This window comes from Mycobacterium conspicuum (assembly GCF_010730195.1).
Classification (GTDB): domain Bacteria; phylum Actinomycetota; class Actinomycetes; order Mycobacteriales; family Mycobacteriaceae; genus Mycobacterium; species Mycobacterium conspicuum.
On the sequence record NZ_AP022613.1, the window covers coordinates 1,619,039 to 1,639,864 of the forward strand.

The 20,826-nt window shown below is 69.8% G+C and carries 19 protein-coding genes; 14 read left to right on the forward strand and 5 right to left on the reverse strand.

Features of this window, described 5'->3' with window-relative positions; genetic code table 11:
• Positions 1 to 49 precede the first annotated feature (49 nt).
• The 9 genes from G6N66_RS07815 (at position 50) to G6N66_RS07855 (ending at position 9,831) form a co-directional block, all read left to right on the forward strand.
• Positions 50 to 1,861, forward strand: a complete 1,812-nt coding sequence (locus G6N66_RS07815) for a penicillin-binding transpeptidase domain-containing protein (RefSeq protein WP_085236093.1) — start codon at positions 50 to 52, stop codon at positions 1,859 to 1,861.
• A gap of 22 nt (positions 1,862 to 1,883) precedes the next feature.
• Entirely contained in the window at positions 1,884 to 2,468 is a 585-nt protein-coding gene (locus G6N66_RS07820; protein ID WP_085236091.1) for a DUF1707 SHOCT-like domain-containing protein, read from the forward strand.
• 84 nt (positions 2,469 to 2,552) lie between these two features.
• Complete coding sequence (gene map, locus G6N66_RS07825) at positions 2,553 to 3,410, forward strand: type I methionyl aminopeptidase (protein WP_085236089.1); 858 nt, start codon at positions 2,553 to 2,555, stop codon at positions 3,408 to 3,410.
• Between the two features lie 14 nt (positions 3,411 to 3,424).
• Positions 3,425 to 4,930, forward strand: coding sequence for a cobyric acid synthase (locus G6N66_RS07830; protein ID WP_085236087.1), 1,506 nt, complete (start codon positions 3,425 to 3,427; stop codon positions 4,928 to 4,930).
• A 126-nt stretch (positions 4,931 to 5,056) separates the two neighbouring features.
• Positions 5,057 to 5,611, forward strand: a complete 555-nt coding sequence (locus G6N66_RS07835) for an alpha/beta hydrolase (protein WP_085236085.1) — start codon at positions 5,057 to 5,059, stop codon at positions 5,609 to 5,611.
• Positions 5,612 to 5,629: 18 nt separating this feature from the next.
• Positions 5,630 to 6,991, forward strand: coding sequence for a glutamine synthetase family protein (locus G6N66_RS07840; RefSeq protein ID WP_085236083.1), 1,362 nt, complete (start codon positions 5,630 to 5,632; stop codon positions 6,989 to 6,991).
• Positions 6,957 to 7,709, forward strand: coding sequence for a gamma-glutamyl-gamma-aminobutyrate hydrolase family protein (locus G6N66_RS07845; protein WP_232079481.1), 753 nt, complete (start codon positions 6,957 to 6,959; stop codon positions 7,707 to 7,709). Before G6N66_RS07840 ends, G6N66_RS07845 begins: the two co-directional genes overlap by 35 nt.
• Complete coding sequence (locus G6N66_RS07850; protein WP_085236079.1) at positions 7,700 to 9,055, forward strand: aldehyde dehydrogenase family protein; 1,356 nt, start codon at positions 7,700 to 7,702, stop codon at positions 9,053 to 9,055. The genes G6N66_RS07845 and G6N66_RS07850 overlap by 10 nt, the downstream gene beginning before the upstream one ends.
• Positions 9,055 to 9,831 (forward strand): 3-oxoacyl-ACP reductase, encoded by a 777-nt coding sequence (locus G6N66_RS07855; RefSeq protein ID WP_085236077.1) that lies wholly within the window; start codon positions 9,055 to 9,057, stop codon positions 9,829 to 9,831. The genes G6N66_RS07850 and G6N66_RS07855 overlap by 1 nt, the downstream gene beginning before the upstream one ends.
• Here the strand turns inward: G6N66_RS07855 and G6N66_RS07860 are convergent.
• The 5 genes from G6N66_RS07860 to G6N66_RS07880 all read right to left on the reverse strand — a co-directional run bounded on the left by G6N66_RS07860 (position 9,803) and on the right by G6N66_RS07880 (position 14,908).
• Positions 9,803 to 10,138: a PPE family protein, SVP subgroup gene (locus G6N66_RS07860; protein ID WP_163645794.1), complete on the reverse strand. Its 336-nt coding sequence runs from the start codon at positions 10,136 to 10,138 to the stop codon at positions 9,803 to 9,805. The genes G6N66_RS07855 and G6N66_RS07860 overlap by 29 nt on opposite strands.
• A 152-nt stretch (positions 10,139 to 10,290) precedes the next feature.
• Positions 10,291 to 11,406, reverse strand: a complete 1,116-nt coding sequence (locus G6N66_RS07865; RefSeq protein WP_085236254.1) for an alkaline phosphatase family protein — start codon at positions 11,404 to 11,406, stop codon at positions 10,291 to 10,293.
• 5 nt (positions 11,407 to 11,411) lie between these two features.
• Positions 11,412 to 12,515, reverse strand: a complete 1,104-nt coding sequence (gene nicT, locus G6N66_RS07870) for a Nickel transporter NicT (RefSeq protein WP_232079230.1) — start codon at positions 12,513 to 12,515, stop codon at positions 11,412 to 11,414.
• Between the two features lies 1 nt (position 12,516).
• A complete protein-coding gene (mtr, locus tag G6N66_RS07875; RefSeq protein ID WP_085236071.1) occupies positions 12,517 to 13,896 on the reverse strand; it encodes a mycothione reductase in 1,380 nt (459 codons plus the stop codon).
• Between the two features lie 4 nt (positions 13,897 to 13,900).
• Entirely contained in the window at positions 13,901 to 14,908 is a 1,008-nt protein-coding gene (locus G6N66_RS07880) for an alpha/beta hydrolase (protein WP_139825526.1), read from the reverse strand.
• A 71-nt stretch (positions 14,909 to 14,979) separates the two neighbouring features.
• Here G6N66_RS07880 and mqo point away from each other — a divergent pair, with 71 nt between their 5' ends.
• From mqo to G6N66_RS07905, 5 genes are all read left to right on the forward strand, one after another.
• On the forward strand, positions 14,980 to 16,461 hold the full coding sequence (gene mqo, locus G6N66_RS07885) for a malate dehydrogenase (quinone) (protein WP_085236069.1): 1,482 nt from the start codon (positions 14,980 to 14,982) through the stop codon (positions 16,459 to 16,461).
• A complete protein-coding gene (locus G6N66_RS07890) occupies positions 16,458 to 16,928 on the forward strand; it encodes a GNAT family N-acetyltransferase (protein WP_085236067.1) in 471 nt (156 codons plus the stop codon). The genes mqo and G6N66_RS07890 overlap by 4 nt, the downstream gene beginning before the upstream one ends.
• Complete coding sequence (locus G6N66_RS07895; protein WP_085236065.1) at positions 16,925 to 18,730, forward strand: magnesium chelatase subunit D family protein; 1,806 nt, start codon at positions 16,925 to 16,927, stop codon at positions 18,728 to 18,730. The genes G6N66_RS07890 and G6N66_RS07895 overlap by 4 nt, the downstream gene beginning before the upstream one ends.
• A 6-nt stretch (positions 18,731 to 18,736) precedes the next feature.
• Positions 18,737 to 19,333, forward strand: a complete 597-nt coding sequence (gene cobO, locus G6N66_RS07900) for a cob(I)yrinic acid a,c-diamide adenosyltransferase (protein WP_085236063.1) — start codon at positions 18,737 to 18,739, stop codon at positions 19,331 to 19,333.
• Between the two features lie 70 nt (positions 19,334 to 19,403).
• The gene (locus tag G6N66_RS07905; protein ID WP_085236250.1) at positions 19,404 to 20,768 is read left to right on the forward strand and encodes a cobyrinate a,c-diamide synthase; all 1,365 of its coding nucleotides are present in this window, start codon (positions 19,404 to 19,406) and stop codon (positions 20,766 to 20,768) included.
• Positions 20,769 to 20,826 lie beyond the last annotated feature (58 nt).

A 20,826-nucleotide genomic window follows, 5' to 3' on the forward strand; every position in this document is an offset into this window, starting at 1 on the left:
CGGTGTGTCGGCGCCGGTGAGCGGGCGCTCGTTCTTAACATCTGTACCGATGGCAACACAAACAACACTGGCCTCAGTGGTCGCGGGCGTGCTGGTCGCGGGGGTCGCGCTTTCGGGATGCACCCCCCGGCCCGAGGGCCCAGGCCCGGCGGCGGAAAAGTTCTTCCGCGCGCTCGCCGTCGGCGACACCGCGACGGCCGCCCAAGTCAGCGACAACCCCAGCGATGCCCGGGAAGCGCTCAACGCGGCCTGGTCCGGCCTGCAGGCCACCCACCTGGACGCGCAGATCCTCGGGTCGAAATACGCCGAGGACACCGGCACGGTCAACTACCGCTTCACCTGGCACCTGCCCAAGAACCGGGAATGGAGCTACGACGGCCAGCTGAAGATGGCGCGCGACGAGGGGCACTGGCAGGTCCGCTGGGCCGCGACCGACCTGCATCCCCGGCTGGGCGAACATCAGACCTTCGCGCTGCGGGCCGATCAGCCGCGCCGCGCCTCGGTGAACGAACTGGGCGGCAGCGACGTCCTGGCGCCGGGCTACCTGTACCACTACACACTGGACGCGACGCAGGCCGGGCCCGCCCTGATCCAGACGGCGCACGCGGTGATCGACGCCCTGCACCCCTTCAACGACACGCTCAACGACCCCCAGCTGCTGGCCGAAAAGGCCAGCTCGTCCGCCGATGCGCTGGACCTGGGCGTCACCCTGCAGCCCGCCGACAACGACAAGATCTTTCCGGCGATCGGCAGGCTGCCGGGCGTGGTGGTGGTGCCGCAGGCCGAGATGCTGCCGACCGATCCGCATTTCGCGCCGGCCGTCGTCGCCGAGGTGAAAAAGGCCGTCATCAACCAGCTCGACGGGCAGGCGGGCTGGCGCATCGTCAGCGTCAACCAGAACAACGTCGACGTCGCGGTGCTGCACGAGGTCGAGGGGTCCCCGGCGCCGTCCGTCTCCCTCACGCTGGACCGGGTGGTGCAGAACGCGGCCCAGCACGCGGTGAACACCCGCGGCGGCAAGGCGATGATCGTGGTGATCAAGCCGTCGACCGGCGACATCCTGGCGATCGCGCAGAATGCGGGCGCCGACAGCCAGGGCCTGCTGGCCACCACCGGATTGTTCCCGCCCGGGTCGACGTTCAAGATGATCACGGCCGGCGCCGCCGTCGAGCGCGACATGGCCACCCCGAACACGATGCTGGGCTGCCCGGGCCACATCGACATCGGGCACCGCACCATCCCCAACTACGGCGGCTTCGATCTCGGCGTGGTACCGATGGCCCGCGCGTTCGCCAGTTCGTGCAACACCACGTTTGCCGAGCTGGGCAGCAGGATGCCGCCGCGGGGCCTGACGCAGGCGGCCACCCGGTATGGGCTGGGGCTGGACTATCAGGTCGACGGCATCACGACGGTGACCGGATCGGTGCCGCCGACGGTGGACCTGGCCGAGCGCACCGAGGACGGCTTCGGGCAGGGCAAGGTGCTGGTCACCCCGTTCGGCATGGCGCTGGTGGCGGCCACGGTCGCGGCCGGCAAGACCCCGGTGCCGCAGTTGATCGCCGGCCGGGCGACGACCGTCGACGGCGACAGCACGCCGATCACCCCGAAGATGGTCGACGCGCTGCGGCCGATGATGCGCCTGGTCGTCACCAACGGGACGGCCAAGGAGATCAACGGCTGCGGCGAGGTCTACGGCAAGACCGGTGAGGCCGAGTTCCCGGGCGGATCGCACTCCTGGTTCGCGGGGTACCGCGGGGACCTGGCGTTCGCGTCGCTGATCGTCGGGGGCGGCAGCTCGGAATACGCGGTCCGGATGACCAAGGCGATGTTCGAGTCGCTGCCGCCGGGCTACCTGGCGTAGCTGTCGGCGGTAAATTGCGAGCATGACCGATAACGGCGGGGACATGGTGTCCCTGCGGGTCTCGGACGCCGACCGCAACGGCACGATGCGGCGACTGCACAACGCGGTTGCGCTCGGGCTGATCGATATCAACGAGTTCGAGCAGCGCTCGTCGCGAGTGTCCTACGCGCGGACGCAAAGCGAGCTGGCCGGGCTGGTCAGCGACCTGCCCGGGCCGGGCGCGATCGTCACGTCGGCGGCCGACCGCGTCGAGCTGCGCGGCTGGGCGGGCTCGCTGAAGCGCCACGGCGAATGGATGGTCCCCACCCGGTTGGCGCTGGTGCGCCGGCTCGGGTCGGTCGAGCTCGACCTCACCAAGGCTCGGTTCGCGGGGCCGGTGGTGGTCATCGAGCTCGACATGCGATTCGGCTCGGTGGACATCCGCCTGCCCGACCGGGCCAGCGCCTCGATCGACGACGTCGAGGTCTATGTCGGCAGCGCCGCTGATCGCCGCAAGGACGCCCCGGCGGAGGGGACGCCGCACGTGGTGCTGACCGGTCGGGTGGTGTGCGGCTCGGTGATCATCCGGGGGCCCCGGCGCTCGTTGCGGCGTCGCCTTGGCGGTTGACTCTGCGTCCAGCGCGACAAAGTGCGAGAGGACCGCACCGTAGGCGCAGAGTCAATGACCCGCGACAGCCCGTAAACTGGCGGAATGCCTGCTCGCACCGCGCTTTCTCCCGGAGTGTTGTCCCCGACGCTGCCGGTGCCCAATCGCATCCCGCGTCCCGAGTACGCCTGGAAGCCGACGGCCAAGGAGGGCACCGAGCCGTGGGTGCAGACGCCCGAGGTGATCGAAAAGATGCGCGTCGCCGGCAAGATCGCGGGCGGCGCGCTGGCCGAGGCGGGCAAGGCGGTCGCGCCGGGCGTGACGACCGACGAACTGGACCGGATCGCGCACGAGTACATGGTCGACCACGGCGCGTACCCGTCGACGTTGGGCTACAAGGGATTTCCGAAGTCGTGCTGCACGTCGCTCAACGAGGTGATTTGTCACGGCATCCCGGACTCGACGGTGATCGAAGACGGCGACATCGTCAACATCGACGTCACTGCCTACATCGACGGGGTGCACGGCGACACCAACGCCACCTTCCTGGCCGGGGACGTGTCGGAAGAGCACCGGCTGCTCGTCGAGCGCACCCGCGAGGCGACGATGCGCGCGATCAACGCCGTCAAGCCCGGGCGCGCGCTGTCGGTCATCGGCCGGGTCATCGAGTCGTACGCAAATCGGTTCGGCTACAACGTGGTTCGCGACTTCACCGGGCATGGCATCGGCACCACGTTTCACAACGGGCTGGTGGTCTTGCACTACGACCAGCCTTCGGTGTCGACGATCATCGAGCCGGGCATGACGTTCACCATCGAGCCGATGATCAACCTCGGCGCGCTGGACTACGAAATCTGGGACGACGGCTGGACGGTGGTCACCCGGGACCGCAAGTGGACCGCGCAGTTCGAGCACACCCTGCTGGTCACCGATACCGGTGTCGAGATCCTCACGCTGCCATAGGGAGCCATAGCCAGGTGAGCGGCGCGCTGCTGGTCGCGGGCACCAGCTCGGACGCCGGCAAATCCGTGGTGGTCGCGGGGCTGTGCCGGTTGCTGGCGCGCAAGGGAATCCGGGTCGCGCCGTTCAAGGCGCAGAACATGTCCAACAACTCCGTGGTCACCGTCGAGGGCGGGGAGATCGGTCGGGCCCAGGCGATGCAGGCCCGGGCGGCGGGGCTGGAACCCAGCGTGCGGTTCAACCCGATCCTGCTCAAGCCCGGCGGCGACCGGACGTCGCAGCTGGTGATCCGCGGGCAGGTCGCCGACTCGGTGAGCGCTGCGGACTCTATGCAGCACCGCGACCGGCTGGCCGGCATCGTGATGGACGAATTGTCCTCCCTGCGAAGCGAATTCGACGTGGTGATTTGTGAGGGTGCGGGCTCGCCGGCCGAAATAAATCTGCGGGCGAACGACGTGGCCAACATGGGACTGGCGCGGGCCGCGAACCTGCCGGTGGTCGTCGTCGGTGACATCGACCGCGGCGGTGTGCTGGCCCATCTCTTCGGGACCGTAGCGGTGCTCGAGCCCGACGACCAGGCGCTGATCGCGGGCTTCATCATCAACAAGTTCCGCGGCGATCCGGCGCTGCTCGAGCCGGGGCTGCAACAGCTGTCGGAGTTGACCGGGCGTCCCACCTACGGCGTGCTGCCGTACGAACCCGAGCTGTGGATCGACGCCGAGGATTCGCTGTCGGTGCCGGCGCATGGCGTCGTGGGCGTGCCGGCGCCGCCGCGCGGCGACGAGTGGCTGCGGGTGGCCGCGGTGCGGCTGCCCCGGATCTCCAACTCGACCGACATCGAGGCGCTGGCCTGCGAGCCGGGGGTGCTGGTGCGGTGGGTGACCGACCCGGCCGAATTGGCCGACGTCGACCTGGTCGTGCTGCCGGGGACCAAGGCCACGGTTGCGGACCTGTCCTGGCTGCACGAGCGTGGCCTGGCCGGCCCGATCGCGGCCCACGCCGCCGCCGGCAAGCCGGTACTGGGCATCTGCGGGGGCTTTCAGATGTTGTGCCGGCACGTCGTGGACGAAATCGAATCGGGGGCCGGGGAAGTCGCGGGGCTGGGGTTGCTGGATGTTGACATCGTCTTCGCCGCCGAGAAGGTCCTGCGCCGCTGGTCGGCGCCGCTGCGTGGCTACGAGATCCACCATGGCCGGCTCACCCGGTGCGACGAGGCCGGCTGGTTCCATGTCGACACTGAGCCGCAGGGCCTGGCGCGCGGACCGGTTTTCGGCACCCACTGGCACGGCCTGCTTGACAACGACGATTTTCGCCGCCGGTGGCTGGCCGAGGTGGCCAAGGCGGCCGGGCGCGGCGGGTTTGCGGTGGCCGACGACGTCGACGTCGCGCAGCGCCGCGACGCGCAGTTGGTGGTGATGGCCGACCTGCTGGCGGCCCATCTCGATATGGCGGCGGTCATGGAGCTGCTCGAAGGGGGACCGCCACCGCGCGCGCACATCGTCAAAACGTTGCTGCCGCAATAATTCTGGGTTGCCGGCCGGTAAGTCGGGAGTGCGGGGGTGACGCCGGGGTGGACAGTGCGTTATGGGGACCGGAGAAAACGACCCGTATGCCGGCCGATTAGCTGTTAACGTGCGACAGTGCCCTCGATGATGACCACTCTCGACGGTGTTCCCATTCCCGTGGCCGTCGCCGGTCCCGACAAGGGCGTCGTCGTCGTCATTCTCGGTGCTGAACAGCGCGCACCCGCCGCCTACGACGCGGTGTGCGAGCGCCTGCATACCGCGTCGCTGCGGACCGTTGTCATCGGCCCCGACCCGCGGCTGACCAGCAAATCGGTGATCGGCATCCTCGACTCCCTGGGCATCGAGTGGTCGGTGGTGGTCGGTGACCGGGCCGGCGCCGAGCTGGCCTGGAAGCTCGCGGCGACCAGGTTGGGCCGGTTCGTCGGGCTGGTGGCCATCGACCGCGGACATCCGCGGGTGGCCGACGTCGACGGCGTGGTGCGCGACGATGAATGCCCGCCGGTGGAGGTCGCCACCACCGTTTTGGTCAGCTCCCCGGCCGCCCGGGCGATCGCCAGCGAGAGCCAGCGGTTCGTCTACGCCGACTACCGGATCGTGGACCTGCTCGCGCGGCGCAACGCGCAGGAGTCCACCGCGCAGTTGGCCACCGAGATCGTGATGCGCACCAGCACCTGGTAACCGGTTTAGGCTGGCTCGATGTTGTCGTTAGCCGAACTGGAACGAATGGTCCTTGACGGCCCCGACGGGGGTATCGACACCGTCATCGTGGCGTTCGCCGACATGCAGGGGCGGCTGGTCGGCAAGCGGGTGTCGGCGCCGGATTTCGTCGAGCAGGTCGCCGCCCACGGCGCCGAATGTTGCAACTATCTGCTCGCCGTCGACGTCGAGATGAACACCGTGCCCGGTTACGCGATGTCCAGCTGGGACACCGGGTACGGGGACATGGAAATGGCTCCGGACCTCGACACCCTTCGGCTCGTTCCGTGGCTGCCGGCCACCGCGCTGGTGATCGCCGATTTGCGCTGGCGCGACGGCAGCGCGGTGGCCGCCGCGCCGCGCGGCATCCTGCGCCGCCAGCTGGAGCGGCTGAGCAGCCACGGGCTGGCGGCCAACGTCGCGACCGAACTCGAGTTCATGGTCTTCGACGACACCTACCGCCAGGCATGGGCCGCCGGCTATCGCGGGCTGACCCCGGCCAGCGACTACAACGTCGACTACGCCATCCTGGCGTCGTCGCGCATGGAGCCGCTGCTGCGGGACATCCGGCTCGGCATGGCCGGCGCGGGCCTGCACTGCGAGGCCATCAAGGGGGAGTGCAACCGGGGCCAGCAGGAGCTCGGCTTCCGCTACGACGACGCGCTGGTCACCTGCGACAACCACACCATCTACAAGAACGGCGCCAAGGAAATCGCCGACCAGCACGGCAAGAGCCTGACATTCATGGCGAAATACGATGAGCGCGAAGGCAACAGCTGTCATATCCACCTGTCGCTGCGAGCGGCCGACGGTTCGGCGCCGTTCGCCGACAGCGCCGGACCGCATGGCATGTCGTCGACGTTCGAGAACTTCCTGGCCGGCGCATTGGCCACCATGGCCGAACTCACCCTGTTCTATGCGCCGAACATCAACTCCTACAAGCGATTTGCCGATGGCAGCTTCGCGCCGACCGCGCTGGCCTGGGGCCTGGACAACCGAACCTGCGCGGTGCGCGTCGTCGGCCACGACGACAACATCCGCATGGAGTGCCGCGTCCCCGGCGGGGACGTCAACCCGTATCTGGCGGTGGCGGCCCTGGTGGCGGGGGGACTGTACGGGATGGAGCGCAAGCTGCAGCCACCCGAGCCGTTTCGGGGCAACGCCTATCAGGCGGACGGGGTGGGTCGGCTGCCCAGCACGCTGGCCGCGGCCGCCGAACTATTTGAGAAGTCGAACGTCGCGGCCGACGCGTTCGGCGGCGAGGTCGTCGCGCATTATCTGAACAACGCGCGGGTGGAATTGGCGGCCTTCAACGCCGCCGTCACGGATTGGGAGAGGGTACGGGGATTTGAGCGGCTCTAGCGCGCCGGTGATAGGGCTGACGACGTATCTGGAGCAGGTGCGGACCGGGATCTGGGACATTCCCGCGGCCTATCTGCCGTCCGATTACTTCGAGGGCGTCGTCATGGCCGGGGGAACCGCGGTGCTGCTGCCGACTCAAGACCCGGGCAGCGCCGCCGGGGTGCTGGACCGCTTGGACGCGCTGGTGATCACCGGGGGCTATGACCTTGACCCCGCCGCCTATGGTCAGCAACCGCACCCGAGCACCGATGAGCCCCGCGGCGCGCGCGACGCCTGGGAGTTCGCGCTGTTAAAGGGCGCGCTGGCGCGGGGGCTGCCGGTGCTGGGCATCTGTCGGGGCGCGCAGGTGCTCAACGTGGCGTTCGGCGGGACGCTGCATCAGCATCTGCCCGACGTGATCGGCCACGGCGGGCACCGCGCCGCCAACGGGGTGTTCGCCACGCTGCCGGTGCGCATCGTGGCGGGCACCCGGCTGGCCGGGCTGCTCGGGGAGAGCGCCAACGCGGCCTGCTATCACCATCAGGCTATCGACAAGGTCGGGGAATCGCTGGTGGTCAGCGCGTGGGACGCCGACGGTGTGGTCGAGGCGCTGGAGTTGCCCGGCGATGGGTTTGTGCTTGCGGTGCAGTGGCATCCGGAGAAATCCCTGGACGATCTGCGGCTGTTCGCCGCGGTGGTGGACGCCGCGCGGTCGTATGCGGACAGCCGATGCGGCTGATCAACCCCGCCACCGAGCAGGTGCTGCGCTCGGTCGAGCACGCCGACGCCGCCGCCGTCGACGACGCGGTGCGCCGGGCCGGCGCGGCCCAGCGGCGCTGGGCCAGACGGGCACCGGCCGAACGTGCCGCCGCGCTGCGGGCGTTCGCCGCCGCCGTCGACGCCCACATCGACGAGCTGGCCGCCCTCGAGGTGGCCAACTCCGGGCACCCGATCTCCTCCGCCGAATGGGAGGCCGGCCACGTCCGCGACGTGCTGAACTTCTATGCCGGCGGCCCGGAACGCTTGTCCGGCAAGCAGATTCCCGTCGCCGGGGGCCTGGACGTCACCTTCCACGAACCGCTGGGCGTGGTCGGGGTGATCACACCGTGGAACTTCCCGATGATGATCGCGTCCTGGGGCATCGCGCCGGCCCTGGCCGCCGGCAACGCCGTGCTGGTCAAGCCCGCCGAGTGGACCCCGCTGACGACGATGCGGCTCGGTGAGCTGGCCGCCGAAGCCGGGCTGGACGCGGACCTGCTGCAGGTGCTGCCGGGCGCCGGCGAGGTGGTGGGGCAGCGGTTCGTCACCCACCCCGCCGTCCGCAAGATCGTCTTCACCGGGTCGACCGAAGTCGGCAAGCGCGTAATGGCTGGCGCCGCAGCGCAAGTCAAGCGGGTCACGCTGGAGCTTGGGGGCAAAAGCGCCAACATCGTGTTCGCCGACTGCGACCTGGAGCGCGCGGCGGCCACCGCGCCGGCCGGGGTGTTCGACAACGCCGGTCAGGACTGCTGTGCCCGCAGCCGAATCCTGGTGCAGCGCAGCGTCTACGACCGGTTCATGGAGTTGCTCGAACCCGCGGTGAAACGCGTCGTCGTCGGGGACCCGACGGCCCGCGACACCGAGATGGGTCCGTTGGTGTCCGGCGCGCACCGCGACAAGGTGGCCTCCTATGTGCCCGACGACGCCCCGGTCGCGTTCCGCGGCTCGGCGCCGCAGGGACCCGGATTCTGGTTCGCCCCAACGGTTCTCACGCCGCCGCGCGGCGACCGCGCGGTCACCGAGGAGATCTTCGGCCCGGTGGTCACGGTGCTGGCGTTCGACGACGAGGCCGACGCCGTCGCGCTGGCCAACGACACGGCCTACGGGTTGTCGGGCTCGATCTGGACCGACGACCTGTCCCGCGCGCTGCGGGTGTCGCGGGCGGTCGAAGCCGGCAACCTCTCGGTGAACTCCCACTCCTCGGTCCGCTACCAAACGCCCTTCGGCGGTTTCAAGGAGTCGGGGCTGGGCCGCGGGCTGGGCCCGGACGCTCCGCTGCACTTCACCGAGACCAAGAACGTGTTCATCGCAATCAAGGAGGATTAGTGGTCGATCTGAGCCGACGCCTGGCGGGCCGGGTGGCGCTCATCACCGGCGGCGGCAGCGGCATCGGCCTGGCGGCCGCGCGTCGAATGCACGCCGAGGGCGCGCGGATCGTCATCGGCGACATCGACCGCGACGCGGGCGCGGCGACGGCCGAAGAGCTCTCCGGTTTGTTTGTGCCCGTTGATGTTTCCGACGAGGCCGCGGTCGACGCGCTTTTCGACGCCGCGGCGCAGACCTACGGCTCGGTCGACATCGCGTTCAACAACGCCGGCATCTCGCCGCCGGACGACGATGTGATCGAAAATACCGATTTGCCGGCCTGGCAACGCGTTCAGGACGTGAATCTGAAATCGGTGTACCTGTGCTGTCGGGCGGCGTTGCGGCACATGGTGCCCGCGCAAAAGGGTTCCATCATCAACACGGCCTCGTTCGTCGCGGTACTGGGCTCGGCGACCTCGCAGATCTCCTACACCGCGTCCAAGGGCGGGGTGCTGGCGATGTCACGGGAGCTGGGCGTGCAATTCGCCCGGCAGGGCATCCGGGTCAACGCGTTGTGCCCCGGGCCGGTCAACACCCCGTTGCTGCAAGAGCTTTTCGCCAAGGACCCCGAGCGGGCCGCGCGCCGGCTGGTGCACGTGCCGATCGGCCGGTTCGCCGAACCAGACGAAATCGCCGCTGCGGTAGCATTTTTGGCCAGTGACGACGCGTCGTTCATCACCGCGTCGACCTTTTTGGTGGACGGCGGGATCAGCTCGGCGTACGTGACGCCGCTGTGACGCGGCGGCCGGGGCCGGCGGCGGGAACCGCGTCCGTCCAGGCGAACGGCACCGACAAGCTTCCGATCGACGTCGCGCGACGGGCACGCGCGGCGACGCCTGGTTGCTTCAACTGCGACAGCATCGACGCGGCGGTGCGCAGCGCCGCCGCCTTGTTTACCGAACTCAGGTGCGTCAGCGCGACGTCCGAGGGCGTGGTCAGTGAACTCATTTTTGACAGCGGCGATGTCACCGTCGCAAGGCAAGCATCGACCGTGCTCAGCGGCGACCAGGAGAGCGCCCGCAGCGCATCGGGAATCGCTGACATCACTTGGCGGCCAACCGTCATTACCTCCTGCGGCGACGGGGTCGGCTTCGAGGTCACCATTCCTCCGGCAGTCGGGGCGTCACGATGGCTTGACGGTACAAGCCGGCAATTGAAGCAAGCTGTGAGAACGATCCCAGTCGGGTGTGCGTTTGTCAGGCCGGCAAGACGATGAGCGGGATCGCCATTTCGACGTCGGTGCGTCCGCCGTGAAAGCCGATCAGGCGCGCCATTTCGGCGGGTTCGTGTGCGGTCGCCAGCACCGCCGCGTCGCCGGTGCACACGACGACGACATCGCCGATTCGCGCCAGGTGCGCCGGGTTGACGGGCCCGAACATCCCGCTGGCGACGGCCTGCTCGCGGCTGTAGACGTGGGCCCAGCCGGCCGCCGCCTCGGTCCAGGCGGCTTGCACGTCCGCGGCGGCGCCGGGCTGGGTGTGTAGGTAGCGCACCCGCGCTTCGCCGGCGACGACCCGCACCCCCGCGCCCAGCCGCGGGTCGAGGTCGAGGTCCACCCGCGCGTCCGGCGCGACGTTGAGGCCGCCGTGGTCGGCGGTCACCAGCAGCGCCGCGTTGCGCGGCAGCGCCTCGACCAGCCGGGTCAACAGGGCGTCGATGCCGGCCGCCGCCTGGTGCCACTGCGGCGAGCCGACACCGAACGCATGGGCCGCGTTGTCCAGGTCGGCGGTGTAGCCGTAGACCACGCCGGGTCCGGCGCGCAGCACCTCGGTCAGCTGGGCGGCGTGGTCCCCGTTGGGGTGCAGGGCCAGCAGTTGCGCACCCCGGTAGGCCGCGTCGGTGAGCCCGCTGCCGATGAACGCCGCCGGCAGCACGGCGCGGGCATCAACACCGGCCGCGCGCAGCCGCTCGAACCAGGTTGGTAGCGGCTGCCATTCGGGGTAGGGCGGGTCGTCCCGCCACAGGATGTGGGTGAGCACCCGGTCGGTGCCGGGGATATTCAGCGTGAAGCCCAGGATGCCGTGTTCGCCGGGCTGCGCCCCGGTGCCCAGCGACACCAGGCTGGTCGGCGTGGTGGACGGGAAGGTGCACTCCAGCTGGCCGAGCCGTCCGGCGCCGGCGAGAACGGAGGCGAGCAGCGGCGCGTCACCGGCCAGCCGGGGCAACAGGTGCCAGCCGAGGCCGTCGACGAGCACGACCAGCACCCGATCGACGTCGCCGACTTGCTCCGCCAGCCCGAGCCGGTCGACGGCGTCGGGGACGTCGAACAGCGCCGCCACCGCGGGCAGCACGTCGCAGATCGAGCCGGGCACGGGGGTCAGTGTGGCACGTTTCGCCGGGGTGCCCATTTCTCCTCGATGCGCGCGTACCGCCACACCAGCAGCGCGATGACCCAGGTCAGGACGAACACGCCGACGACGACGAAGCCGACGGCGTTCAGGTCGAACCCGCCGAGCCAGTCCCAGAACGGGCCGCGCCACCCCAGCTGGCCGGCGAACAAGCCGAGCAGTTCGATGCTGCCGATCTGCAGCGCGACGGCGACCGACAGCCCGGTGATGGTGAGGTTGTAGTAGATCTTGCGCACCGGGTTGGCAAAGGCCCAGCCGTAGGCGAAGTTCATGAACGAGCCGTCGATGGTGTCCAGCAGGCACATGCCGGCGGTGAACAGCACGGGCAGACACAGGATGGCGTACCAGGGCAACCCGGCTGCCGCGCTGCTGCCGGCCAGCACCAGCAGCGCGATCTCGGTCGCGGTGTCGAAGCCCAACCCGAACAACAGCCCGACCGGATACATCTGCCAGGACGCGGTGATGGATGCGGTGACGCGGCCGAGGAACCGGTTGAGTAATCCTCGGTTCACCAGCTGCCGCTCCAGCTCGGCCCCGTCTTGTTCCGAGTCGTATTCGCCGCGGCGCAACCTGGCGAACACGCGCAGGATGCCGACCAGGACGACGACATTGAGCAGGGCGATCAAATACAGGAACACGCCCGAGACGCCGGTGCCGATCAGCCCGGTGTAGTGGTGCAGCCGCGAGGAGTCGTCCTGGACCGGTCCGATGACGGCCTTGACCCCGGTCGCCAGCAGCAGCGCCAGCCCGAACACCACCGTCGAGTGGCCCAGCGAGAAGAAGAATCCGACCGCAAGGGGGCGCCGCCCGTCGCTCATCAGTTTGCGGGTGGTGTTGTCGATCGCGGCGATGTGGTCGGCGTCGAAGGCGTGCCGCAGGCCCAGGGTGTAGGCCGTCAGCCCGACCCCGGTGCCAAAAGCCTTGCCGCCCAGGCTGAGCCGCGCCGGCTCCACGATCCATACCAGGGTGATCCAACCGACCAGATGAAGGCCGACGATTACCGCCAGCATCAACCCCAGACGCGACCACTCGGCGGGCGAGAGGGCGCCGCGCAGCCGAGACCGGTTCGACACGTCAGTACAGGCCCAGTAGCGCGTTTTCCACCACTTCGGGCAACGCGGGGTGAATCCAGTACTGGCCACGCGCCATCTGCGGGGCGGTCAACCCGAAGCTCATCGCCTGGATCAACGGCTGGATGATCGACGACGCCTGATAGCCCAGGATGTGCGCGCCCAGCAGGCGCCCGGTGCCGCGCTCGGCGATGAGTTTGACGATCCCGGTGGTGTCCTCCATCGCCCAGCCGTAGGCGACGTCGCCGTAGTCCTGGACCTTGCAGGTGATATCGAATCCCTGTGCCACGGCTTGGTTTTCGGTCAACCCGACCTCGGCCAGCTGGGGCTCGGTGAACACCGCCGACGGCACGTAGCGGTGGTCGGTGACGGCCATCGACGCGGTGTCGTCCCAGTCGCACAGCAGGTTGTGCCGCACCACGCGGGCCTCGTGGTTGGCGACGTGCTTGAGCTGATACGGCGAGGAGACGTCGCCGAGCGCGAAAACCCCACGCGCGGAGGTGCGTTGGTATTCGTCGACCAATACCCGACCGTCCTCGACGGCGACACCGGCCCGCTCGGCGTTCAGCTGATCGCCGTTGGGCACCCGGCCGGTCGCGACCAGCAGCAGGTCGGCGTCCAAGGTGGAACCGTCATCGAGCTCGAGGCTGACGCCGTGGCCCCGGTTGTGGCCGCCCACCACCTCGCGGTGGGTGCGCAACTCCCATTTGCGCGCCGCGATGCGGGTGAACCGTTCGCAGATGGTGTCGTCGCAATGCCGCAGCATCCTGCCGCTGCGGATCACCAGGGTGACCCGCACCCCGAGCGCAGAGAAGATGTGCGCGAATTCGGCTGCCACGAAGCCACTTCCGACGATCACCAGATGCTCGGGCAATTCGTCGATCCGCATGATGGTGTCGCTGGTGTGATGGTGGACGCCGCAGGCGAGGATGGCCGGCGGGATCATCGGCCGCGAGCCCGCCGCGATCACCACCTGATCGGCGGTGAACTCTTCGCCCGAGTCGGTGCGCAGCAGGTAACGGCCGTCGGCCTGCACCGGTCCGAAACGGGTGTGCTCGGCGTAGACATCGATGTTGCGGGCCGAGCGCCGATAGTCCTCGCCGGACATGGCGATCGGGTCGATGCGCCCGAAAACCCGGGAGACGATGTCGCGCCAACGCACCCCGTCGATGTGCGCGTCGACGCCGTAACGCGCGGCGGCGCGGATCGTCTCGGCGACGTCGGCCGCGTAGACGAACATCTTCGTCGGGATGCATCCGACGTTGAGGCAGGTACCGCCGAAGGTGCCCTGCTCGCAGATCGCGGTCCGCTTGGCGGCATAGCGCTCATCGAGAATGCTGTTGCCCGAACCGGTTCCGATGATCGCGATGTCGTATGCCTCCACGCGGTCACGCCCTCCCGGATGGTGCTGACGTCGTCGCCAGGTAGCGATCCAGCCACAGGTCCAGCTGGTGATAGGCGACCTCCCGCGGCCGCGGCAGCGACAAGAACACGTCGTGTTTGGCGTCGGGAACCGGAACGATGGTGCTGTGGTTGCCGATGCAGCCGGCCCATCGGGCGATCTGGGTGACGTCGAGAACCGCGTCGCCGCATTGCATGGCGGCGGAATCGGTGGTTTCGCGCACGCTGTGGTCGGACCGCAGGATCAGATTCGGCACGCCCACATCGAGCCCGCGATGCAGCCGCGCGTGACCCCGGCGGATGGCGTGCAGCCACCCGAGCGTGATCGGGAAGCCGCCCAACGGTTTCCACTGCAGGTTGTAGTCGAACTCGCCGTCGTAGTCGCGGTGCAGGGTGGTGCCGTAGCCGCCTTCGCTGGGTGGCCGGATCACCCCCTTGGAGCGCAGCCGCGACAGGCCGGCGATCAACGCCGACGTCACCGGCAGGCGCAGCGCCGCCGGGCCGTGCAGATCCAGGAAAGGGCTGTTGAGCACCAGCCCGCCGATGCCGCTGCGTGCCGTGGCACCGCGCCGGCGCACTCGATCCAGCCACAGCGACACGATCAGCCCGCCGGCCGAGTGGCCGTACACCAACACCTTGACCCGGTTCCCCTCGTTGATCAGCGTCAACGCCCGTTCGAGTTCGGCGTCGTACTGGGCAAGGTCGGTGATGAAGTGGGGGGTCTGACCGTCGCGTCGGGAACGACCGCACTTCTGTAGGTCCAGCGCATAGAAGGCGAAGCCCCGCTGCCAGAAGTGATCGGCCAGCGCGGTGTGGAAGAAATAGTCGGTGTAGCCGTGCACCGCCAACACCGCGTGCTGGGCCCCGGTGACCTCCGCCTGGGTCCCGCGCCGGATCAGCGTCGCGACGAGGTCGCCCTCGCCGGCCGGATCGGGCCCGAGCGCCAGGGTGCACTGCCAGAATCCGGGCAGGACGTCAGGCACCCAGCCAGTCACGCCGCCAGTCACTGGGCCAGCTTAGAGCCTGAACAGCGTGGTCACACACCCCTCGCGATAACCTGGGAGCCGTGTCGAAGGTAGCCGCAGCCGACGTCGTGCTGGTGGGCGCGGGCATCATGAGCGCCACCCTGGGCGCGTTGCTGCGGCGGCTGGAGCCCGACTGGTCCATCACGCTGATCGAGCGGCTCGACGCCGTTGCCGCCGAAAGCAGCGGTCCGTGGAACAACGCCGGCACCGGGCACTCGGCGCTGTGCGAAATGAACTACACCCCGCAGCTGCCGGACGGATCGATCGACATCACCAAGGCGGTGTTCGTCAACGAGCAATTCCAGGTGACCCGGCAGTTCTGGGCGTGGGCCGCGGAGAACGGCATCCTGACACCGCGCAATTTCCTCAACGCGGTGCCGCACGTGAGCTTCGTCCGCGGCGCCGAGCGCGTCGAATACCTGCGACGGCGGCAGCAGGCGCTGGCACACAACCCGTTGTTCGCGCGCACCGAGTTGATCGACGATCCCGACGAGTTCGCCTGCCGCCTTCCGTTCATGGCCGCCGGGCGCGACTTCGCCGAGCCGGTCGCGCTCAACTGGGCCGCCGACGGGACCGACGTGGACTTCGGTGCGCTGTCGGCGCAACTGATCGGATTCTGCGTGCGCAACGGCGCCAGCGCGCTGTTTGGTCACGAGGTCCGCGCCCTGTCCCGAAAGTCCGACGGCGGCTGGTCGCTGACGGTGCGCAATCGGCGCACCGGCGAAAACCGGAAATTGAACGCCAAATTCGTCTTTGTCGGGGCCGGCGGCGACGCCCTGACGGTGTTGCAGAAGTCCGGCATCGCGGAGGTCAAGGGGTTTGCCGGCTTCCCGATCGGCGGCCGGTTCCTGCGCACCGACAACCCCGCGCTGACCGCCGCGCACCGGGCCAAGGTGTACGGCGTGCCCGCGCCCGGCGCCCCGCCGCTCGGCGCGCTTCATCTGGACCTGAGGTTCGTCAACGGCCGGGAGTGGTTGGTGTTCGGGCCGTACGCGGGCTGGTCGCCCAAATTCTTGAAGCACGGACACGTCACCGATCTGCCGCGCTCGGTCAAACCGGACAACCTGGTATCGATGCTGGGCGTCGGCGTCACCCAGTTGACGCTGCTGCGCTACCTGATCGGCCAGCTGCGCCTCACCAAACCCGACCGCGTCGCCAAGTTGCGCGAATTCGCGCCCAGCGCAGTCGATTCGGACTGGGAGCCGACGGTGGCCGGGCAGCGCGTGCAGGTGATCCGCCGAGACCGGAGCAAGGGCGGGGTGCTCGAATTCAACACCACCGTGCTGAATTCGGCCGACGGCAGCATGGCCGGGCTGCTCGGCGGGTCCCCGGGGGCGTCGACCGCCGTGCCGATCATGCTCGACGTGCTGGCGCGGTGCTTCCGCCAGCGGTACCAATCCTGGCTGCCCGCGCTCAAAGAGATGGTGCCGTCGCTGGGCGCAGAGCTGTCTCGTGAACCCGCGTTGTACGACGAGGTGTGGTCCTGGGGCAGTAAGGCTCTTCAGCTGGTGGCCGCGTCATGAGTGCAGCGTTGCGCCGCGCGTGGGCCAAAGACCTTGACGTCCCAACGCTTTACGAGCTGCTCAAGCTGCGGGTGGAGGTCTTCGTCGTCGAACAGGCCATCCCGTATCCCGAACTCGATGGGCGCGACCTGCTCGCCGAAACCCGACACTTCTGGCTGGAGCGGTCCGACGGCGAAGTGATCTGTACGCTGCGGCTGATGGAGGAGCACGCCGGGGGCGAAAAGTCGTTTCGGATCGGGAGGCTGTGCACCAAGCGCAGCGCCCGCGGCCAGGGCCACACCACCCGGCTGCTGCGCGCCGCGCTGGCCGAGGTGGGCGAATACCCGTGCCGCATTAACGCGCAGACGTATCTTGCCGACATGTACTCCCAATTCGGATTCATCCGCGACGGTGAGGATTTCGTCGACGACGGCGTTCCGCACGTGCCCATGCTGCGGCCCGGTTCCGGCCTGGCGGAAAAGCCATGAAGCCGTATCCGTTCAGCGCGATCGTCGGGCACGACCAACTGCGGCTCGCGCTGCTGCTGTGCGCCGTGCGCCCGGAGATCGGCGGGGCGCTGATCCGCGGCGAGAAGGGCACCGCCAAATCGACGGCCGTGCGCGGGCTCGCCGCGCTGCTGGAGGGCGGCCTGGTCGAGATGCCGCTGGGCGCCACCGAGGACCGGGTGATCGGTTCGCTGGACCTGCAGCGGGTGCTGCGCGACGGGGAACACGCGTTTTCCCCCGGGCTGCTGGCCCGTGCCCATGGCGGCGTGCTCTACGTCGACGAGGTCAACCTGCTGCACGATCACCTGGTCGACGTGCTGCTCGACGCCGCCGCGATGGGACAGGTGCACATCGAGCGCGACGGCATCTCGCATACCCACGAGTCCCGCTTCGTGCTGATCGGGACGATGAATCCCGAGGAGGGCGAGCTGCGGCCGCAGCTGCTGGATCGCTTCGGACTCACCGTCGAGGTGCACGCGTCGCGCGACGTCGACGTGCGGATGCAGGTGATCCGGCAGCGGATGGCCTATGAGGCGGACCCGGACGGGTTCGCCGAGCGCTACGTCGACGCCGAGGCCGAGCTGGCCCGGCGGATCGCCACCGCGCGTTCACTAGTCGACGATGTGGTGTTGCCGGACAACGAGTTACGCCGCATCGCCGCGCTGTGCGCCGCGTTCGACGTGGACGGGATGCGGGCCGATCTGGTGGTGGCGCGCACCGCCACCGCGCACGCGGCCTGGCGTGGCGCGGCCACCGTCGAGGAACAGGACATCCGGGTGGCCGCCGAGTTGGCGCTGCCGCATCGCCGGCGCCGGGACCCGTTCGACGATCCCGGCCTGGACCGCGATCAGCTGGACGACGCACTGGCGCAAGCCGGCGCCGAACCCGAGCCCGAACCCGACCCGCCCGGCGGCGGCGGAGCCGCCAACGACCCTGGCGCGCAACCGAACTCGCTCCCGGCCGCCAAGCCGCCCAGCTCGCGGCCCAGCGCGCCGCCGGCCCAGACTTTCCGCGCCCGGGCGCTGACCGTGCCGGGGGTCGGCGAGGGCGCGCCGGGTCGTCGGTCGCGGGCCCGCAACGTCGCGGGCCGGGTGGTGACGGCGGCCGGCGTCGGCGACGAGGACGGGCACGGCCTGCACCTGTTCGCCACCCTGCTGTCGGCGGCCGAACGCGCCGGCGCCGGGCCGCTGCGCCCGCACCCCGACGACCTGCGCCGCGCGGTCCGCGAGGGACGCGAGGGCAACCTGGTGATCTTCGTCGTCGACGCGTCCGGGTCGATGGCCGCCCGCGACCGCATGGCCGCCGTCAGCGGCGCCACCCTGTCGCTGCTGCGCGACGCCTACCAACGCCGCGACAAGGTCGCCGTCATTACGTTCCGCGGCCACGAGGCTCGGGTCTTGCTGCCGCCGACGTCGTCGGCGCACATCGCGGGGCGGCGGCTGGCCCGGTTCGACACCGGCGGCAAGACGCCGCTCGCCGAGGGCCTGCTGGCCGCGCGCGAGCTCGTCGTCCGGGAACGGGTGCGCGACCGGGCCCGCCGGCCGCTGGTGGTGGTGCTCACCGACGGGCGCGCGACCGCCGGGCCGGACCCGTTGGGCCGCAGCCGGATCGCGGCGGCCAGGCTGGTCGCCGAGGGCACGGCCGCGGTGGTGGTGGACTGCGAGACGTCGTACGTGCGGCTGGGTTTGGCCGCGCAGTTGGCCCGCCAGCTCGGCGCCCCGACCGTGCGCCTGGAGCAGTTGCACGCCGACCACCTGACGCGCGCCGTGCGCGACGTGGCATAAACGCCCATGCCACAAGGTAATCCGCTGCACGTGCCCGACGATGGCCTGACCACCCGGGCCCGGCGCAACACGCCGGTGCTGGCCGTGCACACCGGCGACGGCAAGGGCAAGTCGACGGCGGCATTCGGGATGGCGTTGCGCGCGTGGAACGCCGGCCTCGATGTCGCGGTGTTCCAGTTCGTCAAGAGCGCGAAGTGGAAGGTGGGGGAGGAGGCGGCGTTGCGGGAGCTGGGTCGGCTGCGCGGCGCCGTCGAATGGCACAAGATGGGCGCGGGGTGGTCCTGGGCACGCAAGCACGGCGACGAGCCCGACCACGCGGCGACGGCGGCCGAGGGCTGGGCGGAGATCGCGCGTCGGCTGGCGGCGCAGCGGCACGACTTCTACGTGCTCGACGAGTTCACCTACCCGCTCAAGTGGGGCTGGGTCGACGTCGACGAGGTGGTGGACGTGCTGTTGGCGCGGCCGGGTCACCAGCACGTGGTGATCACCGGGCGCGACGCGCCGCCGCGGCTGATAGAGGCCGCCGATTTGGTGACCGAGATGACCAAGGTGAAGCACCCGATGGACGCCGGACGCAAGGGCCAGAAGGGCATCGAGTGGTGATCCCTCGGCTTGAGCGCGCCCATTTGTACGGCGACACGCCGTGTTGCATGGCATTTTGGGGACGCTCGCGGTGAAGGCGGTCCCGGCGCTCGTCGTCGCCGCGCCCGCGTCGGGCAGCGGAAAGACCACGGTCGCAACGGGTTTGATCGGCGCGCTGCGGCGGGCGGGCCACACCGTCGCGCCGTTCAAGGTGGGCCCGGACTTCATCGACCCGGGGTATCACACGCTGGCCGCGGGCCGGCCCGGCCGCAACCTCGATCCGGTGTTGGTGGGGCAGCACCTCATCGGCCCGCTCTACGCCCACGGCGCCCAGGGCGCGGACATCGCCGTGGTGGAAGGCGTGATGGGCCTGTTCGACGGGCGCATCGGCCCCGCGGCCGCCGTGCCGGCCGTAGGATCCACCGCGCACGTCGCCGGCCTGCTCAACGCCCCGGTGCTGCTGGTGGTCGACGCGCGCGGCCAGAGCCACAGCATCGCCGCACTGCTGCACGGCTTTTCCACGTTCGACACCGCAACCAGGATCGCCGGGGTGATCCTCAATCGGGTCGGATCACCCCGACACGAGCAGGTGCTGCGCCAGGCCTGCGAGCAGGCCGGCGTACCCGTGCTGGGCGCCATCCCGCGCGCGGCCGAATCGGAGCTTCCCACAAGGTATTTGGGCCTGGTGACCGCGGTGGAGTACGGCCGCCGCGCCACCCAGGCGGTCGACGCGATGACGGCCCTGGTGGCTCGACACGTCGACCTGGCCGCGGTGGTCGCGGCCGCCGGCGGCGGGTACGGCGAAAATCCGTGGGATGCCGCCGAGGTGGCAGGGGAAGGGCCGCGTGCCACCGTCGCCATGGCCGCCGGCAAGGCATTCAGCTTCGGCTATGCCGAACACGCCGAACTGCTGCGCGCCGCCGGCGCCGACGTGGCCGAGTTCGACCCGCTCGTCGACCCGCTGCCCGACGGCACCGATGCGGTGCTGCTCCCGGGCGGCTTCCCCGAGCAGTTCGCCGCCGAATTGTCCGGCAACGACGTCGTGCGCCGGCAGATCAACGAACTCGCCGCGACCGGGGCGCCCATCCACGCCGAATGCGCCGGGCTGATCTACCTGCTCGACGAGCTCGACGGGCATCCCATGTGCGGGGTGCTGGCCGGATCGGCGCGTTTCACCCCGCGGCTCACGCTGGCGTATCGCGACGCCGTCGCGGTCGCCGAATCCGTGCTCTACAGCGCCGGCCAGCGCGCGGTGGGACACGAATTCCACCGGACCGCAGTCACATTCGCCGAATGTTACCAACCGGCGTGGGTGTACCGCGGCGACGAGATAGACGCGGTGCGAGACGGCGTCGTGCACGCCGGGGTTCACGCGTCATACCTGCACACCCATCCGGCCGCGGCACCCGACGCGATCGCCCGCTTCGTCGCCCGCGCAGCCGGCCGGCGAGCGTAACCCCACCGCGAAAAATCGCGTCGGCTATCGCAGTGTGGTTACGCCCGCGGCAGCGCGA

What these genes read in the sequence shown, in the direction of transcription:
- G6N66_RS07860 (WP_163645794.1), bottom strand. Translation starts at nt 10,138, where the DNA reads ATGTCAGCGATTCCCGATGCGCTGCGGGCGCTCTCCTGGTCGCCGCTG.
- G6N66_RS07835 (WP_085236085.1), top strand. Translation starts at nt 5,057, where the DNA reads ATGATGACCACTCTCGACGGTGTTCCCATTCCCGTGGCCGTCGCCGGT.
- G6N66_RS07840 (WP_085236083.1), top strand. Translation starts at nt 5,630, where the DNA reads ATGTTGTCGTTAGCCGAACTGGAACGAATGGTCCTTGACGGCCCCGAC.
- G6N66_RS07895 (WP_085236065.1), top strand. Translation starts at nt 16,925, where the DNA reads ATGAAGCCGTATCCGTTCAGCGCGATCGTCGGGCACGACCAACTGCGG.
- G6N66_RS07815 (WP_085236093.1), top strand. Translation starts at nt 50, where the DNA reads ATGGCAACACAAACAACACTGGCCTCAGTGGTCGCGGGCGTGCTGGTC.
- G6N66_RS07850 (WP_085236079.1), top strand. Translation starts at nt 7,700, where the DNA reads ATGCGGCTGATCAACCCCGCCACCGAGCAGGTGCTGCGCTCGGTCGAG.
- G6N66_RS07820 (WP_085236091.1), top strand. Translation starts at nt 1,884, where the DNA reads ATGACCGATAACGGCGGGGACATGGTGTCCCTGCGGGTCTCGGACGCC.
- map (WP_085236089.1), top strand. Translation starts at nt 2,553, where the DNA reads ATGCCTGCTCGCACCGCGCTTTCTCCCGGAGTGTTGTCCCCGACGCTG.
- G6N66_RS07890 (WP_085236067.1), top strand. Translation starts at nt 16,458, where the DNA reads ATGAGTGCAGCGTTGCGCCGCGCGTGGGCCAAAGACCTTGACGTCCCA.
- cobO (WP_085236063.1), top strand. Translation starts at nt 18,737, where the DNA reads ATGCCACAAGGTAATCCGCTGCACGTGCCCGACGATGGCCTGACCACC.